We start from the raw sequence: 15511 nt of genomic DNA, 5'->3' as shown, positions 1-15511 counted from the left end.
GCTGAAAAAAACTAATTTCAGCACGGCTTTTTAGTTAGTATTCTTCATTAGGGTACCAGTCTAACTGTACTACCTCAATTTCTTTATTTCCTGCATTTACGATGGCTGTAAACTTATTAACATCACTTACATCAGGCTTACCGCGATAGTGATAGGGGTATACTTGTTTTGGCTTAAATTCTAACACCCCATCGGCTGCACTTTCAGGTGTCATGGTATAGGGCAAATTCATACAGACAAATGCCTTGTCGATATTTTTAAGATTGCGCATTTCAGGTATGTCTTCGGTATCGCCAGAAAAGTAAATTCTTTCATCACCAACATTTAATATATAACCGTTACCTCTACCTTTTTCATGAAACTGTTTTGCTTCTTCTCGAAGGTTGTACATGGGTATGGCCTCTACCATAATTCCAAATCGCTCTTTAGAATCTCCATTGTTCAATACATCAATTTGTGGAGTGAATTTTTCAGGCATTTTATCTGCAACGGCTTGTGGCATCATAATTTTTGCCTTTTCAGTATCTAGAGATTCTAAGGTTTCTACACTAAAGTGGTCGCCATGAATATCGGTAACCAATATGAGGTCGGGTTTGTTTTGACCTTCAAAAGCTTCTAAGCCTCCTACAGGGTCGATATAAATGGTAGTGTCTCCCCATTCAAGAACCGCAGTGGCATGTTCGATAGGTTTTATCTTCAGTTCGTCAGAATTCTCCGGTATATTTCCTTTAACGGCAACGTCTTCGGAAATGGTATCAGAAGATTTTTCTTTTTTCGTTTCCTTGCAAGCGGAAAAAAAGATTAAACAACTTAGCGTAAAAATTAATGATTGTCTCATAGTGTCTTTTTAATTATGGTGTTCGTTTCTAAAGAGTTGGTTTGTGCGTTCAAATCTAAAATCATTTTTATGTTACTTCTTTTATAAACCGTTTCCGGCTCCATAGGTATTTCAATAAAACCATTTTTTCTATAGATATGTAGGGCATTATTTAATTTGGTGTTGGAGTAGAGTACAATATTCGACCACTGATTCTCTTTAGCGAAATTGATTGCGAAAGTGAGCAGGGCCTGTCCGATTTTCTTTCCTCTAAAATTAGGGGCTACGGCCATTTTTCCTAACTCATAAGAATCTTTGTCAAAAGGAATAAAGGCAAAACACCCAGCTATTTGCCCACCATATTTGGCCAAGAAAATATGGCCTCCTTGATTTATAATAGCCTCTTCACAGTTTTCAAATACTTCGACATCTTTTGGTTCTACTTGAAAATAAGTATTTATCCACTCTAGGTTCAAATTCTTGAAAGAAGTAGCAAATAAAGATGTATATGGTACAATTTCCAGTGACATAGAAAATTTTAACTTGGTCTAGATTATCGAGTAAAAGTTTAATTATTGTAGTATCGTATCTTAAATTTTCTTGCAAATAAGATTATTTCTTGACACTAATTAAAAATACGTAATCCTTTTGATTATCATCTAGCTAACATTAAAGATTTAGTCATCTTATTCCTGTGGCAGGTTCGTTGCCTTGAACTCGATACTTTTGTCCTGTAGATAATTCCAAACCTCCATCATGTTTTCTGTCTCCGTCAATTTTGAAAAATCGTGTTGAGCCATACAGAAGGTGAGAAATGCATCGATACTTGATTCAGGTATATCGAAATCAGCTGACAAGGTCTTCTTTGAAAATTTAGAAATAATTTCTTTTTCCATTTCCATGTCAATATCACGGGCGACCATTTCTTCAAATGTTTGGGTTCTACCAGAGATTCGATTCAAAATTTTGTGTGTGTGTTAATGACAATGCTCGTTACATAATAACGGACGTATTTTCCTCTATCGGCTTCTAAAAGCAATCGCTCACTTTGGGTCAATTTTTCGACATCTGCATGAGGTAGCCCTAAAGTCGAGGAAGTAACAACGGGCCTGTAATTCAACCGATCAATATCCGAATCAATATTTCCTGTTAGGTTATAGGGCATTACAGTGACTTCGTTTAAATTTATTATGTTTTCTGAGAGATATACTATAATCGATTTTTTGTGAAGAATTGAATCGGTAATAACTATGGTCTCTTTTAGAAACTGAACTGCACTGAACTGAAGTGAATCTCGCAATTTGGCTTTAATGGAAAACAACCCAAGAGAATCGGTAATCGTAGATTCTTTAGAATTTAGGTTTACGACCAATATATTGGAAACATCGTTTTGAAAACTTTTAGCCTGGCCATTTAACACAATCGGTCTTTCTTGGCTAAAGCCTATGGACAATGTGAACAAAAGTAATACCTGGAACAATCTTAAATAACTCAGCAATATTTAGATTCTTTACTTTGAAATGAGCTGTTTTTCGAATATGGAATGATATTTACCTAAAGTTAGAATTTTGAATGCTCTTAATAAGGTTAATCTTTCATTTTTTTCTATTAAATAATCTAAAAATAAAATCTTAACGTATATAGAACGATACAAACAAACATCTTTAAAGAAATTAATTTAAACATTATGACTGAAACAAAAAGTAATAACGGATTAAAGGTACTTGCTGGCCTTTTGGCTGTAGTACTGCTCGGTACCATTATTTATACGGTTAGTCTTTACCAAGAGAAAAAGAAGAATGAGGCCGTTCTATCAGATGAGAAGCAGTTGGTAGTTGAAGATTTGAATAGTTTGAAGTCAGAATACGACAAAGCTATTTTAGAAAGTAACGCTACAAATGAAGAATTGGTTACCGCACGGGATAATATCGCTAAATACATTGATTCTGTGAAGAACATGAAAGCTGATATTACCTCTCTTTCTCGATATAGACGACAAGTAGGTGTGTTGAAGAAAGAAAGAGAACAATTGCTACAACAAGTTGATTCGCTTACTAAGAGCAACACTTTTATCGCTATGCAGCGTGATAGTACATACTCTGAATTAGAGAAGCAGACTGTTTTCAACGATTCGTTGGTTGTACAGAACACCCAGTTGGCCGATGTTGTTGAGAAAGGTTCGGCCTTGAACTTATCTAAATTCAATGTTGATGCCGTTAGAGAGCGAAACAGCGGAAAGATGGTGTCTACTTCAAGAGCAAAGAGAACCGATAAATTCAAGATTTGCTTTACCGTAGCTGACAATGTTATTTCTGAAGCTGGTGACAGAGAATTTTTTATCGAGGTTCTTGATCCACAGGGTAACATTCTTGGCGAGAGTTACTCTAAGTCGAACGATTCTGGATCATCTATAACCTATAGCAAGGGAACCAGTTTTTATTACGAGAATAAATCTCTTGATGTTTGTGATTATATCAGCAAGCCAGCGGGCGATTTTCAAGAAGGTAATTATATGGTGAATGTTTATGACGACAGATTAAAACTGTTAGGTACATCTAAGTTCGCTTTAAAATAACACACACTATCCATTAAAACAGAAAGGGCAATCATATGATTGCCCTTTTTTTATTGCAAGAATTTTAAGATTCTACTTCATACTACCGACCATATCTTCGGGCTTGACCCACTCATCGTATTCTTCTGAAGTAACATAACCAAGGTTAATAGCTTCCTCTTTTAGGGTGGTACCATTTTTATGGGCAGTATTGGCTATTTCCGCAGCCTTATAATATCCAATTTTAGTATTAAGTGCTGTTACCAACATTAAAGAATTGTTGAGTAATTGTTTGATTACTTCATGGTTAGGCGCAATACCCGACGCGCAATTGACATCGAAACTTATACAAGCATCGCCGATAAGTTCAGCAGACTGCAAAATATTGGCTGCCATCATCGGTTTGAATACATTTAGTTCGTAGTGACCTTGAGTACCACCTACTGATATGGCCACATCGTTGCCCATTACTTGGGCACAGACCATTGTTAGAGCTTCACATTGGGTAGGGTTGACCTTACCGGGCATAATAGAGCTACCTGGTTCATTCGCAGGAATAATGATTTCGCCAATACCTGATCGAGGCCCTGATGCCATCATTCGAATATCGTTCGCAATTTTATTCAGTGAAACTGCCAATTGCTTTAAGGCTCCATGACTTTCGACGATTGCATCGTGAGCCGCCAAAGCTTCAAATTTGTTTTCTGCAGTTATGAAGGGAAGACCTGTAAATTCGGCAATATATTTAGCTACTAGAACATCATACCCCTTAGGCGTATTTAGTCCGGTGCCTACAGCTGTGCCACCCAACGCTAATTCCCTTAAGTGTTCGAGTGTGTTTTTTAAAGCTTTGAGACCATGGTCTAATTGAGAAACATAACCAGAAAACTCTTGCCCAAGGGTTAGGGGAGTGGCATCCATCAAATGGGTTCTACCAATTTTAACCACATTAGCGAATTCTTTGGCTTTCTTTGAAAGCGTATTTCTTAATTGCTCAATGCCGGGAATAGTTGTTTCTACGATTTTCTTATAGGCCGCGATATGCATTCCCGTAGGAAAGGTGTCGTTCGAAGATTGCGATTTGTTCACATCGTCATTAGGTTGAATGGTCTTTTCTCCTTCCCCGATTTTTTTACCAGCCAATTCATGAGCGCGATTGGCCACCACCTCGTTTACGTTCATATTGCTCTGGGTACCTGATCCCGTTTGCCAAATCACCAAAGGAAATTGGTCATCGTGCTTGCCTTCAAGAATTTCATCACATACTTGAGCGATTAAATCTCTTTTCTCTTCAGATAACACATTTAGTTCATGGTTGGTGTAGGCCGCTGCTTTCTTTAAATAAGCGAAGCCATAGACCACATCTAAAGGCATCGAGGCCGACGCGCCTATTTTGAAGTTGTTTCTAGAGCGTTCGGTCTGTGCGCCCCAATATTTGTCAGCAGGTACTTCAACCTGCCCCATTGTGTCTTTTTCTATTCTGAAACTCATGATGATTATATTTCGTTAATGAAACTGCAGTAACAAAGGTAGGGTTTAGTGTAATTATTTCCATTGGAGGTACTTGAAAATTTAGATTTTGGTACCGATTGTATTTTTTTTGATTTCCATTTGCAATTTTCATCTTTTCTCAAGTATCTTTGTAAAGCAAAATTTTTTAAATGGAATTTGATCAGTACCTCGGATTTTTAGCCTTTTTGACCATCTTGACCATCGGTTTTTGGTTGATGATTTTTTTATTGACCTTCGTTGTGCCTTATTGGTTGGGAGGAAATATTATTGAACTGCTTAAAGAACGCAGGGAAAAGAAAAAAGCAAAACGTAACGCTTAGTTTAATTGCGTTAAAATTATAGAACAAAAAAAGGGAACGTTATTTTACGTTCCCTTTTTTTGTTCGTTTGCTTTGTTTTAGTTGTTCGCGCTGAACAAATCGATTATCCTTCTATATCATCATCGCCACCGCCATCATCATTACCATTGCCTCGGCCACTTCTATTACGTTCTTTCGGCTGGTTGAATCTATATACGAATGAAAGCCTGAATGAGCGTTGTCTCCATTGAAATTCACTGCGTGAAGTAAAAAATTCCGTTTCTGTGTACGAACGGCGTTTATATGAGTTTAATAGGTCATTAACGTTCAACGAAATGGTACCATTATCTTTCATGATATCTTTACTAAAGGCCATGTTGATTCCAAAAAGTCCTTCACTTTCAGTTTGAGAGTTTTGACTAGGGCCTCTATAAAAAGCGTTAGTTTGCCATTCTATTTTCTTGGGTAAAGAAACCTTTGAACTAAATCTTGCAAACCAACTGGTATTGTCAGCTCCGTAATCTACCCCATCATAAAATCCTTCTTTTTCAAATTTGAAGATATTGAAGCTACTGTTCAATCGTAACCATTTGGCAGGGTTGTACAGAACGCCAGCTTCAGCTCCATACCTGTTCTCTGTAGATAGATTAATCGGTAAAGTACGAATGATATCGATTCCGTCAGTTGTCGTCTGGCCCGTCTCTTGTTGTACTCTTTCGAAGCTATCGGTTTCCCTTTGGTAGTAAATAGATGAAGTCAGTGTTAATTTCTTCCATCGTTTTAAATAGCCCAAATCAAATGTGTTCGAAAATGCGGGGTTCAAATCAGGATTACCCTGAAAAATGTTCGTTCTACTAGACCGTGAAGGAAATGGGTTGATGAAAAACCCCCTTGGGCGATTGATTCTTCTGTTGTAGCCCAATGAAACACTTTCCATACCTTCTTCATCCAACTCATAGATCAGGTTCAATGTCGGGAATAGGCCTAAATAATTCTTGTCAAAATTGACATCGACCTCTACACCTAAATCTTCTTCTAATTGACTGGTATCAAAATCAGAATCTAATTGCCCTTTCAGCTGTGTACTCTCCAAACGAAGTCCTAAGAGAAAAGAGAAACTGCCAAACTTATTACCGTACTGCGTGTAAAGTGCATGCACATTCTCGTCATAGGTGAATTTATTGGTGAGATTCTCATTTGTAACAAACACCCCTGTGCCTTGATCTAGGGTGTCAAGTTGATAATCAGTAATACTTTCTTCCAATGTACCTCGGTAACCCGCCTCAAACTGCGAATCTCCTAAAGGAAGCACATAATCGGCCTGAATCAAATATTCGTTTTCTACCTCATTCTCAAAAATACGCTCCAATGCTATAAGCTGGTCGCCAGGTAATGTCTGTCGTTCTTCAATACCGGTGTTTTTGATCTCGTCTGAATTCGAATATTGAAAATCGGCCGTAAGTTTTTGACCATCATCATTAATATTATTGACGTAATTCAACGAAACCTGATAACTATCATCGTCTTCATCTTCCAACTCTTCGCGAAAGGTATTACTGCTCAATTGATTGGAAATATAGCGTTCATTCGTGTTTTCCGTTACATCTTCATCTTTAGATTTTCTATAGAAAATACTGGCGGTTATTGAGGATTTGTCGTTTAAAAAATACTCCGCTCCTAAATTCGTGTTGAACGATTTGTCTCTTCTATTATAAATTCGGTCTTCGAATACGCGATCAAATGTTCCTGAAGTATAAGTATTGTCAAAAAAGGCATTTCCCGGGGCATCTCTATACCTAAAACCTGTAGTATTAAAGATATTGAACTTATCGGTGCGCAGGTTCACATTTGCTGTGATACCACTACTGGTTGGGTAGCCGATGTAGGTGTTCACAGAGCCATTAAAGCCTAGAGTTTTTTCTTTTTTTAGAATAATGTTTAAAATACCGGCCGTACCTTCTGCATCGTAGCGCGCACTCGGGCTAGTAATAACTTCTACTTTTTCGATGGCATCGGCAGGCAATTGCTGCAAGGCATCGGTAGAGCCAAAACCGGCCAAGGCTGAAGGCTTACCATTGATAAGAATTCTAACGTTTTCGTTACCTCTTAAACTAATAGCGCCCTCTACGTCAACATTAACGGAAGGAACATTGTTTAGAGCGTCGCTAATGGTTGCGCCGCTCGTGGTAATATCTTTACCTATGTTATATATTCTCTTATCTAATCGAACCTCGACGGTAGTTTGTTCACCAACCACTTCGACACCTTCAAGTTCTGCTGCTGAAATTTCTAATGAAATTGTGCCTAGATCTATAGATTCACTGAATGTATTTTGAGGAATTTTGAAAGTTTTGTAGCCGATATATTCGATTGAGGCATTGTATCGACCCCTTGGTGCTTCGACAGAGAACTTACCGTCGATATCGGTGATACCCCCACTCATTTTGGCGGGGTCTTTCATACTTTGTAATACTAGGGTAGCATATTCTAAGGGATCGCCGGTATCTTTGTCTAAAACTGTTCCTGTTATTGTTATTGGGCCACCTGCTTCTCCTTGGGGGCGTCCTTCTGGTCTTTGTGAGTGAATATTCGTTGCTATTGTTAGAAGGGCGATTAGGAACAGTTTTTTCATTTTTAGTCTTTGGTTTTCTTCTTTTTATTTTTTCGCTTTCGTTCTTTCTTCTTCTCTTTTTGGCTTTTTTGAATACCTTTTTTCTGCATTTCTACAAAAGCCTCATATTTTTCTAAAGGCAAGCCGGCCATAAGCTCTTCGTCTTGGGCCTTGGTGATTTTTTCCATGCCTTCACGCATCTGCTCAGGTGTCAGTTCTAAAATCTGCATCTCAATACGTTTTTGCACGTATTTTTTTAGAATTGAACTTAAAACTGCGCTCTCAAATTCGTTGAGTTCAAGAGTTTCAGATATTTTAGGCATTTCACCGTCCACTATCTGTTCGGCAGTTTTGGGCTCTGGCTCTTTAGGAGTTTGCTCTACTTGTGGTATGGCGTTTCGCTGTCTGCCATAACCATAACCTCCTCCACCATAACCATAACCACCACCTCTATAGCCGTACTGCGCCTGTAATTCGGCTCCGGTAAGTAGCAATGCAAAGAATAAGAACGTGTAATTGATATAGTTTTTCATGACGATATCGGTTTATTAGATTATAATGTTTGATGAAGGTTTAACCTACCTTGGTTAAAGCTTTGTTAAATTACTTTGGCAACAAATGTACCAATTATTAAGAATGATGTATATAATAAAAAAAATGCACAACAATCTAAAGCCTTTCGGAAAGAAATGTTATGCAAATCAATTGAAATTAAGAGCGCTTATTACTGTGCCAGGATCTCTTCAACCCTTTCGGTAGGTCTCCCGATTACCGCTTTATCACCCTTGACCACAATTGGTCTTTCTATTAGTTTGGGATACTTTATCATGGCATCAAGAATTTCATCATCAGAGAGTAATTTACCTCTGAAATTCTCTTTCCAAATAGCTTCGTTCTTCCTCACTAGCATGTCTGGGGTTATAGCGAGACAACCTAAAATTTTACGAAGGTCTTCTTTGGTAGGTACTTCTTCCAAATACTTTACCACTTCAAAATCTTGACCTGATTTTTCAACTAAGCCCAAGCCTTCCCTCGATTTTCTACATCTAGGGTTGTGATATATTTTAATCATCTTATTATTGGTTTCTAGTTTATCGAATAATTTACAAACTTACTCATCTTCTTCTTTTTGCCCCATCATCATTAAATAGGCTTTAAGAAAAGAATCTATATCGCCATCCATAACCGAATCAACGTTGCCTGTTTCTTGAGATGTACGCACATCCTTTACCAATTTATACGGATGCATCACATAATTTCTAATTTGTGATCCCCATTCAATCTTCATTTTTGACGATTCAATTTCGTTACGAGCCTCCATTTTCTTTCGCAGCTCGATTTCATACAATTGCGATTTCAGCATTTTCATGGCAGTAGCCCTGTTGTCGTGTTGACTTCTAGAATCTGAACATGAAATTTGTATTCCTGTCGGATGGTGCACCAATTGAACCTTGGTTTCTACCTTGTTAACGTTCTGCCCCCCGGCACCGCTAGAGCGGGCAGTGGTAATCGTAATATCGGCGGGGTTGACATCAACCTCGATACTGTCATCTACTAAGGGGTACACGTAAACCGACGCAAAAGATGTATGCCTTTTGGCATTGCTATCAAATGGGGAAATTCGAACTAAACGATGAACACCGTTTTCACCCTTTAACCAACCGAATGCATAGTCTCCATCAATTTCAAGGGTAACGGTTTTGATACCCGCAACATCACCTTCTTGGTAATTGAGTTCTTTGACCTTAAAACCGCTTTTTTCCGCCCACATCATATACATACGCAACAACATCGAAGCCCAGTCACAACTTTCAGTGCCACCGGCGCCCGCGGTTATCTGAAGCACGGCCGGTAGTTCATCACCTTCTTCAGAAAGCATGTTTTTGAACTCTAGTTTTTCTATCTGGGTGAGTGCCTTTTCGTATTGATTATTGACTTCTTCTTCGGTAACATCGCCCTCTTGAAAAAACTCTAGTAAAACTTCTAGGTCGCCCACTAAGGTCTTGGAAATATTGAAATCATCAACCCATTGCTTTTTAGATTGAATGAATTTCATTTGTGCCTGTGCTTCCTGAGGGTTGTCCCAAAAATCGGGGGCAAGGGTTTTTTCTTGTTCGTTTTCTATTTCAATGAGCTTCGTATCAACGTCAAAGATACCTCCTTAACGCACCAAGGCGATCTTGAAGACCTTTATAGTGGTCTGTGGTTATTATCATTCTATTATTATTTTCTGCAAAAGTAGCACACTTTTTCAGCATTGAATAGCATTAAGAAAAGTTTCACTCTTTTGTATAAAGTTCAATGGAATTTACTGCTGCTGACTCTCGACCTGCACTGTGTATTGAGTTTTGTTGGTGCCTGGCCCATTAATAACGCCTTTTAAAGGGGCGCAATCACTGTAATCTTTACCATGGGCTACTTTGATATGGTCGTTGTTCGCTAAAATGTTGTTGGTGGGATCAAAAGCGATCCAACCTGCGTTGGGAATAAATGCTTCGGACCAAGCGTGCATTTGAGAGTCGCCAAAATAGCCATTGCCTTGATGAAGAAAACCGGAAACGTATCTGGTAGGTATGCCGTTATGTCTAGCCAATGCGCAAAAAAGGTGAACCATATCTTGACAAACCCCTTGTTTTTTTTCTATAAATTCTGCCACAGTTGAATTCACATCGGTCATGTTAGGCTTAAAGCTTACGTAGTTAAATATGAATTGATTGAGGGCTTGAAGGTTCTCGAATATCGATTTCTCTTTATCAAAGGTAAAAAGCGTAGCATATTTAGATGGTAAAAAAGTGAGGTCAGTAGTGCGCAAGAAGGAGTCGTGCTCAATTCGAAAAAGTAACGTTTGTATCTCTGAATAGGAAATTGCAGGGTCTTCAATTAGATTAATCGACTTAAAAGGGTCGGCAGCTTTTTTTACTAGTCGTATTCTAGCTTCAAAAGATATTTTATCAAACGGTTCTTTTGATTTTACCCTTATGGTTCGAAAACCATAACCATTTTCAGAATATTCGATAATAGTTTTAACGGAAGTACTGAAGTCAACCTTTACAAAATCTTGGGATTCATTTTCTTCAGGAATAATCAAAAATTGCCACAGGGCATCAATTACCTCGTGGTCATATGTGTTTTCGCAGGTGTATGTAATTGAATATTCCAGAAATTAATTTTTTAGTGTAAATTTCAGGAAAGATAGGCAATGAAAACGAATCAATAGTTAAAAAACTCATTTTCCATTTTTTCGCTAATTTCAGAAAGACTATCTAAAATACTCTTGATAAAATATTGAATATCCTCTTCAATTTCCCTAATATACTTGTATTGATATTCGGCCCTTACTCGGCCGACCAAAAATGCCGTAGAGTTTTTATTGTATCTTTTACTGGGGTCCAATAACCTAATATGTTTATATACTTGATTAAGACTGTTCATTACCGATCTCGGGCAATTTGGGTTTAGAATTAAAAATTCTAACGTAGAGATACTGTTAGGCGTTTTTTTGTAGAATCTTCGCATCATATCATAAGACTCGGCACATTTTAATAAAGTGGTCCATTCGTAACTGTTGCTAAATTTATCACCATAACTGCCTTGGGCTTTTAGAGCATCATGATGCTTGGCATTGATGATTCGTGTAATTTGGGTAGCTCTTTCAATATTGACCCCCATCATGATAATGGCGTAAATCTCGTCGTGCAACAAGGTGCCCCTCATCTTCCCCCGTAAAATAGCACTCATTTCGGTTATATTGGTAGTGAAATCGTGCAAGCCGTTTTTCATGTATATATTAGAATCATAATTAAATACAAAGTGGTAAAACTTATTAATAGCTTCATACAATTCAGTAGAAATCAAATCACGTGCACTATTCGCATTCTCACGGGCGTACTTTACATTGTTTAAAATCGAGAATTCACTTTGTGGATCCATTCCGATTTTATAAAGCACTTTTGCTTCATCTAACTCTTCAGATTCATCGCCATCGGAAAGGCCGACCATGTAAAGCATCGACCGAAGTACGAATTGCCTAGACTGCGAAAGTTGATGTGGTGCATCTAAAGATGAGAAATAATTAACGTTCAAATATCTGGCCACATGTTCAGAACGTTCAATATAACGTCCCATCCAAAAGAGGTTGTTGGCTACTCGTGCTAGCATATAATGTTTTCTAAGTTCTTATTCTGCTTTGTTTTGGTCAATTTCTGTTGTGATTATCTTAATTATTTTTTCAGAACCCATGTGTCTTTCGACCCTCCACCTTGAGATGAATTTACAATAAGATTACCACGTTTGAGAGCAACTCGTGTGAGGCCACCTTTTAGAACAAAATCACGGTCTTGACCCAATACGGTAAATGTTCTTAAATCTACATGACGCTGTTCAAACGATTCCGTTTCATCGATATAGGTAGGGTGAACCGATAGAGACATAATGGGTTGGGCAACATATTTTCGCGGGCTGCTCTTCAGTTGTGACTTTACTTCCTCAATTTCACTTTTGCTCAAGCGGTTTCCTATAGATATGCCATAGCCACCCGCCTCATCGACAGGTTTGATTACAAGCTCGGGTATATGTTCTAGTACATATTGCAATTCATCAGGTCTGCTACAGTGATAGGTATGAACATTATTCAGAATCGGCTCTTCGTCTAAATAGTATTTAATAATTTCTGGCATATAGGTGTATATGGCCTTATCATCAGCTACGCCTGTGCCGGGGGCATTTGCCAAGGTAACATTACCTTTTTTATAAGCTGCAAAAAGCCCGGGTACACCTAGGGCCGAATCGGCGCGAAATTCTAACGGGTCAATAAAACCATCATCGACCCGCCGATAGATGATATCTACTTTTTCAGGACCACGAATAGTTCTCATATAAACAAAATCATTTTCTACAAAAAGATCACGACCTTCTACCAATTCGACCCCCATGGTTTTGGCCAAATACGAATGCTCATAGAAAGCCGAATTGTACATGCCCGGTGTTAAAACAACTACGTTTGGTAAATCGACACCTTGAGGTTTTACGGTCTCTAGCAAATCGAGTAAGTTTTCGGCATAATTGGTAACCGCATGGGTCTTGTAGTGGTTGAAGACCCCGAAAAGCGCTCTTTTTAGAGCGGTTCTGTTACATATAACATAACTTACCCCTGAAGGGCACCGAATATTGTCTTCTAAAACATAGTATTTACCATCGTTATGTTTGATTATATCTGTGCCGGAAATATGGTTGTATATGCCGCCGGGCGGATCGAGACCAACCATTTGATCCAGATAATTTTCAGATGAACTGATCAACTCTAAAGGAACAATGCCCTGCTTGATTATTTTCTTATCGTGATAAATGTCCCAAAGAAAGAGATTGAGTGCCCTGCTACGTTGAACGGCTCCGCGTTCAATAATGTCCCACTCCTCTTGATCGATTATTCTTGGAAAAAGGTCAAACGGAAAAATCTTTTCCATCGTTTCTTTTTCGTTATATACTTGAAAGGTTATGCCTTGATTGAAGAAAGAAGATTTTGCTTTTTCGTTCAGTTTAACATATTCTTTAATGGTATGCCCACCGTAGAGTTCGAAAAGCCTCGAATAAACCTCTTTTATTGTACCCTGTTTATCAAAAATTTCATCATACAAAATAGGGTTTCTTTGATACGATGAGAATATCTGATTTTGAATTTTACCCATGATCTATTCTTTTGCTTTAAGGTACTGGTTTTCAAAATAAAATGTGGGCTCAAATCCATAATAATATTAGCTCTAAATATCGATTTCATTAATAATAAAGGAATATTTTAACAAAATGATTTTCTTAGTTGCAAAAGCTTCTTTACCGAGACTAGATTCAATTTTACGTAACTTTGGGGGGGTAATTCGATACGACTTTCAGTCTATAACCTTACTAATTTTAATATGGAAATAAACCTCATAAGCGATACGGTTACCAAACCTACAAAGGGTATGATGGAAGCTATGATGCATGCCGAGGTGGGTGATGACGTTTTTAAGAAAGACCCATCGGTAAATGCTCTTGAAGACAAAGTAGCATCGATGTTCGGTAAAGAGGCGGCCTTATTTTTTCCTTCAGGAACAATGGCCAATCAAACAGGAATAAAACTTCATACCAACCCTGGTGACCAACTTATTTGTGATAAGTTCTCGCATGTCTTCAACTACGAGGGTGGGGGAGTAAGTTTTAATAGTGGGGTTTCTTGTCGATTGGTAGATGGTCATAGGGGTATGATGACGGCGGATCAGGTGGAGGCGGCGATCAATCCACCAGATTTTTACCATAGTCCGCTAACGTCTTTGGTTTCCATAGAAAATACTACTAATAAAGGTGGGGGTGCTTGTTGGGACTATGAAGAGCTGAAGCGAATCAAATCAATATGCGAAAAACATGGGCTGGCCTATCACTTAGATGGAGCAAGATTATGGAATGCCTTAGTGGCTGAAAATGAGACACCTGAACAATATGGGGCATTATTCGACACTATAAGTGTTTGTCTTAGTAAAGGGTTGGGCTGCCCGGTCGGTTCCGTATTGATCGGTAACCGTATTCTCATTGAAAAAGCCTTACGGGTACGAAAGATTTTGGGCGGCGGTATGAGGCAATCCGGTTTTTTGGCCGCTGCCGGTATCTATGCGTTAGACCATCATCTTGAACGTCTTAGCGAAGATCATTTAAAGGCAAAAGAAATAGGCGTCGTTTTGAAAAGTTTGTCTTTTATCAAAAGTGTTGAACGTATAGAGACCAATATTATCATTTTTGAGATTCATGAAGATAAAATGTCAGGCTCGCGATTTGTTGAAAAACTAGCAGAGAACAATGTGCATATTATAGGAATGGGGCAAGGTAAGTTACGTATTGTGACCCATTTAGACTACACCGATGATATGCATGAACGATTTTTAAAAATCTTGAAAGCATTATAGGTTATTTTCTTCTTTGAGAAGAACAATTCGATTGGTCAGGTTTTTAATTCCGTTTTCCATCCCCATCTCAGAATCGTATAGTTGGCTGGTGCCGATAAGATTGGCCTTGTCATCATTTAGGTTAAAGAAGAATTGACCTGTATTATTTGTTTTTCGCTCGAAATGATTTCTATTAAAAGACAGGTTGTGCAGTGATTCTATCGCTTTTTGAACAGCATCTTTATTTGTGAAATCTATGCTTTTGAGAAGTGTTTGTCCGCTTTGGGCTTCTAGAATAAAGTAATAACCAACGTTCTTGTTTTCTAAAATTCTTATCACTTGCAGTTTTTTGTAAAAGATACAAAATTACACGAATACTTCGCCTAAGATTACCTGCGAAAAGAACAACAATTAAACGTTCGTAATAGAATGGTAAGGTGTTTCTTGAGTAGAGAACACCTTGCCAAAAGTCTTATTTTCCAAAGAGGGAATCCATGCCGGGTATGTTCGGCATTCCGTCTTTGGCAACCGCGGCCAGTTCGGTTTCATTTACTTGAGTAGCTTTGGCTATTGCTTTATTTACGGTCAGTATTAAATAATCTTCAAGTTGTTCTTTGTCTTCTAAAAGGCTATCGTCAATCTTAATTTCCTTTACCTCACGGTTCGCGGTAATAGTTACCTTTACCAGGTTCTCAGGCGAACTTTCTTCAAGGGTAACGGTGTCTAACCTTTTTTTGGTTTCCTCTACTTTCTGTTGGGTTTCCTTTAACTTACCCATCATGCCCATCATATCTCCAAACATATTTT

Annotated in this window: 17 protein-coding genes; 3 read left to right on the top strand and 14 right to left on the bottom strand. The window is 38.2% G+C overall.

The annotated features are described in order from the left end of the window. Nucleotides 1-34: 34 nt before the first annotated feature. The 4 genes from IV512_RS10310 to IV512_RS10295 form a co-directional block, all read right to left on the bottom strand. Complete coding sequence (locus IV512_RS10310; protein ID WP_209403067.1) at nucleotides 35-838, bottom strand: MBL fold metallo-hydrolase; 804 nt, start codon at nucleotides 836-838, stop codon at nucleotides 35-37. Further along, the gene (locus IV512_RS10305; RefSeq protein ID WP_209403065.1) at nucleotides 835-1347 is read right to left on the bottom strand and encodes a GNAT family N-acetyltransferase; all 513 of its coding nucleotides are present in this window, start codon (nucleotides 1345-1347) and stop codon (nucleotides 835-837) included. The genes IV512_RS10310 and IV512_RS10305 overlap by 4 nt, the downstream gene beginning before the upstream one ends. Before the next feature lie 156 nt (nucleotides 1348-1503). Next, nucleotides 1504-1779 (bottom strand): hypothetical protein, encoded by a 276-nt coding sequence (locus IV512_RS10300; RefSeq protein WP_209403063.1) that lies wholly within the window; start codon nucleotides 1777-1779, stop codon nucleotides 1504-1506. After that, nucleotides 1776-2297 carry a hypothetical protein gene (locus IV512_RS10295; protein ID WP_209403061.1) on the bottom strand — a complete coding sequence of 174 codons (522 nt, stop codon included), beginning with the start codon at nucleotides 2295-2297 and terminating at the stop codon, nucleotides 1776-1778. The genes IV512_RS10300 and IV512_RS10295 overlap by 4 nt, the downstream gene beginning before the upstream one ends. Nucleotides 2298-2504: 207 nt before the next feature. Here IV512_RS10295 and IV512_RS10290 point away from each other — a divergent pair, with 207 nt between their 5' ends. Further along, entirely contained in the window at nucleotides 2505-3392 is an 888-nt protein-coding gene (locus tag IV512_RS10290) for a hypothetical protein (protein WP_209403059.1), read from the top strand. Nucleotides 3393-3464: 72 nt separating this feature from the next. Here IV512_RS10290 and fumC read toward each other — a convergent pair whose 3' ends face one another. Next, nucleotides 3465-4862 carry a class II fumarate hydratase gene (fumC, locus tag IV512_RS10285; RefSeq protein WP_209403057.1) on the bottom strand — a complete coding sequence of 466 codons (1398 nt, stop codon included), beginning with the start codon at nucleotides 4860-4862 and terminating at the stop codon, nucleotides 3465-3467. A gap of 170 nt (nucleotides 4863-5032) precedes the next feature. Between fumC and IV512_RS10280 the strand changes: the two genes are divergently transcribed. Further along, the gene (locus IV512_RS10280) at nucleotides 5033-5203 is read left to right on the top strand and encodes a hypothetical protein (protein ID WP_209403055.1); all 171 of its coding nucleotides are present in this window, start codon (nucleotides 5033-5035) and stop codon (nucleotides 5201-5203) included. Between the two features lie 103 nt (nucleotides 5204-5306). On the opposite strand, the gene IV512_RS10275 is transcribed toward IV512_RS10280, so the two are convergent. The 7 genes from IV512_RS10275 to IV512_RS10245 all read right to left on the bottom strand — a co-directional run bounded on the left by IV512_RS10275 (nucleotide 5307) and on the right by IV512_RS10245 (nucleotide 13477). Next, nucleotides 5307-7814, bottom strand: coding sequence for an outer membrane beta-barrel family protein (locus IV512_RS10275; protein WP_209403053.1), 2508 nt, complete (start codon nucleotides 7812-7814; stop codon nucleotides 5307-5309). 2 nt (nucleotides 7815-7816) lie between these two features. Continuing rightward, nucleotides 7817-8326 carry a hypothetical protein gene (locus tag IV512_RS10270; RefSeq protein WP_209403051.1) on the bottom strand — a complete coding sequence of 170 codons (510 nt, stop codon included), beginning with the start codon at nucleotides 8324-8326 and terminating at the stop codon, nucleotides 7817-7819. Nucleotides 8327-8517: 191 nt separating this feature from the next. Further along, nucleotides 8518-8865 (bottom strand): arsenate reductase (glutaredoxin), encoded by a 348-nt coding sequence (gene arsC, locus IV512_RS10265; protein WP_209403049.1) that lies wholly within the window; start codon nucleotides 8863-8865, stop codon nucleotides 8518-8520. A 39-nt stretch (nucleotides 8866-8904) separates the two neighbouring features. Further along, a protein-coding gene (prfB, locus tag IV512_RS10260; protein WP_209403905.1) for a peptide chain release factor 2 occupies nucleotides 8905-10006 on the bottom strand; the annotation gives its coding sequence in 2 pieces (ribosomal slippage) (nucleotides 8905-9942 and nucleotides 9944-10006; 1101 coding nt in all). 95 nt (nucleotides 10007-10101) lie between these two features. Further along, entirely contained in the window at nucleotides 10102-10881 is a 780-nt protein-coding gene (locus tag IV512_RS10255; protein WP_245224725.1) for a transglutaminase family protein, read from the bottom strand. 122 nt (nucleotides 10882-11003) lie between these two features. Further along, complete coding sequence (locus IV512_RS10250) at nucleotides 11004-11951, bottom strand: alpha-E domain-containing protein (protein ID WP_209403047.1); 948 nt, start codon at nucleotides 11949-11951, stop codon at nucleotides 11004-11006. 62 nt (nucleotides 11952-12013) lie between these two features. Beyond that, complete coding sequence (locus IV512_RS10245) at nucleotides 12014-13477, bottom strand: circularly permuted type 2 ATP-grasp protein (protein ID WP_209403045.1); 1464 nt, start codon at nucleotides 13475-13477, stop codon at nucleotides 12014-12016. Nucleotides 13478-13702: 225 nt separating this feature from the next. Here IV512_RS10245 and IV512_RS10240 point away from each other — a divergent pair, with 225 nt between their 5' ends. Continuing rightward, nucleotides 13703-14725 carry a low specificity L-threonine aldolase gene (locus IV512_RS10240; protein WP_209403043.1) on the top strand — a complete coding sequence of 341 codons (1023 nt, stop codon included), beginning with the start codon at nucleotides 13703-13705 and terminating at the stop codon, nucleotides 14723-14725. Here the strand turns inward: IV512_RS10240 and IV512_RS20025 are convergent. Both IV512_RS20025 and IV512_RS10230 read right to left on the bottom strand, forming a co-directional pair. Further along, the gene (locus IV512_RS20025; protein ID WP_209403041.1) at nucleotides 14720-15043 is read right to left on the bottom strand and encodes a YegP family protein; all 324 of its coding nucleotides are present in this window, start codon (nucleotides 15041-15043) and stop codon (nucleotides 14720-14722) included. The two genes, IV512_RS10240 and IV512_RS20025, sit on opposite strands and share 6 nt — an antisense overlap. A gap of 133 nt (nucleotides 15044-15176) precedes the next feature. Next, nucleotides 15177-15506: a YbaB/EbfC family nucleoid-associated protein gene (locus IV512_RS10230; protein ID WP_100871911.1), complete on the bottom strand. Its 330-nt coding sequence runs from the start codon at nucleotides 15504-15506 to the stop codon at nucleotides 15177-15179. Between the last annotated feature and the right edge of the window lie 5 nt (nucleotides 15507-15511).

It is taken from the genome of Pseudozobellia sp. WGM2 (genome assembly GCF_017810075.1).
Taxonomy (GTDB): Bacteria; Bacteroidota; Bacteroidia; order Flavobacteriales; family Flavobacteriaceae; genus JADNYK01.
This window is presented reverse-complemented; position numbering and strand designations above follow the sequence as displayed.

What these genes read in the sequence shown, in the direction of transcription:
- IV512_RS10250 (WP_209403047.1), bottom strand. Translation starts at nt 11,951, where the DNA reads ATGCTAGCACGAGTAGCCAACAACCTCTTTTGGATGGGACGTTATATT.
- IV512_RS10270 (WP_209403051.1), bottom strand. Translation starts at nt 8,326, where the DNA reads ATGAAAAACTATATCAATTACACGTTCTTATTCTTTGCATTGCTACTT.
- IV512_RS10245 (WP_209403045.1), bottom strand. Translation starts at nt 13,477, where the DNA reads ATGGGTAAAATTCAAAATCAGATATTCTCATCGTATCAAAGAAACCCT.
- IV512_RS10240 (WP_209403043.1), top strand. Translation starts at nt 13,703, where the DNA reads ATGGAAATAAACCTCATAAGCGATACGGTTACCAAACCTACAAAGGGT.
- arsC (WP_209403049.1), bottom strand. Translation starts at nt 8,865, where the DNA reads ATGATTAAAATATATCACAACCCTAGATGTAGAAAATCGAGGGAAGGC.
- IV512_RS10310 (WP_209403067.1), bottom strand. Translation starts at nt 838, where the DNA reads ATGAGACAATCATTAATTTTTACGCTAAGTTGTTTAATCTTTTTTTCC.
- IV512_RS10305 (WP_209403065.1), bottom strand. Translation starts at nt 1,347, where the DNA reads ATGTCACTGGAAATTGTACCATATACATCTTTATTTGCTACTTCTTTC.
- fumC (WP_209403057.1), bottom strand. Translation starts at nt 4,862, where the DNA reads ATGAGTTTCAGAATAGAAAAAGACACAATGGGGCAGGTTGAAGTACCT.
- IV512_RS10230 (WP_100871911.1), bottom strand. Translation starts at nt 15,506, where the DNA reads ATGTTTGGAGATATGATGGGCATGATGGGTAAGTTAAAGGAAACCCAA.
- IV512_RS10275 (WP_209403053.1), bottom strand. Translation starts at nt 7,814, where the DNA reads ATGAAAAAACTGTTCCTAATCGCCCTTCTAACAATAGCAACGAATATT.
- IV512_RS10290 (WP_209403059.1), top strand. Translation starts at nt 2,505, where the DNA reads ATGACTGAAACAAAAAGTAATAACGGATTAAAGGTACTTGCTGGCCTT.
- IV512_RS10280 (WP_209403055.1), top strand. Translation starts at nt 5,033, where the DNA reads ATGGAATTTGATCAGTACCTCGGATTTTTAGCCTTTTTGACCATCTTG.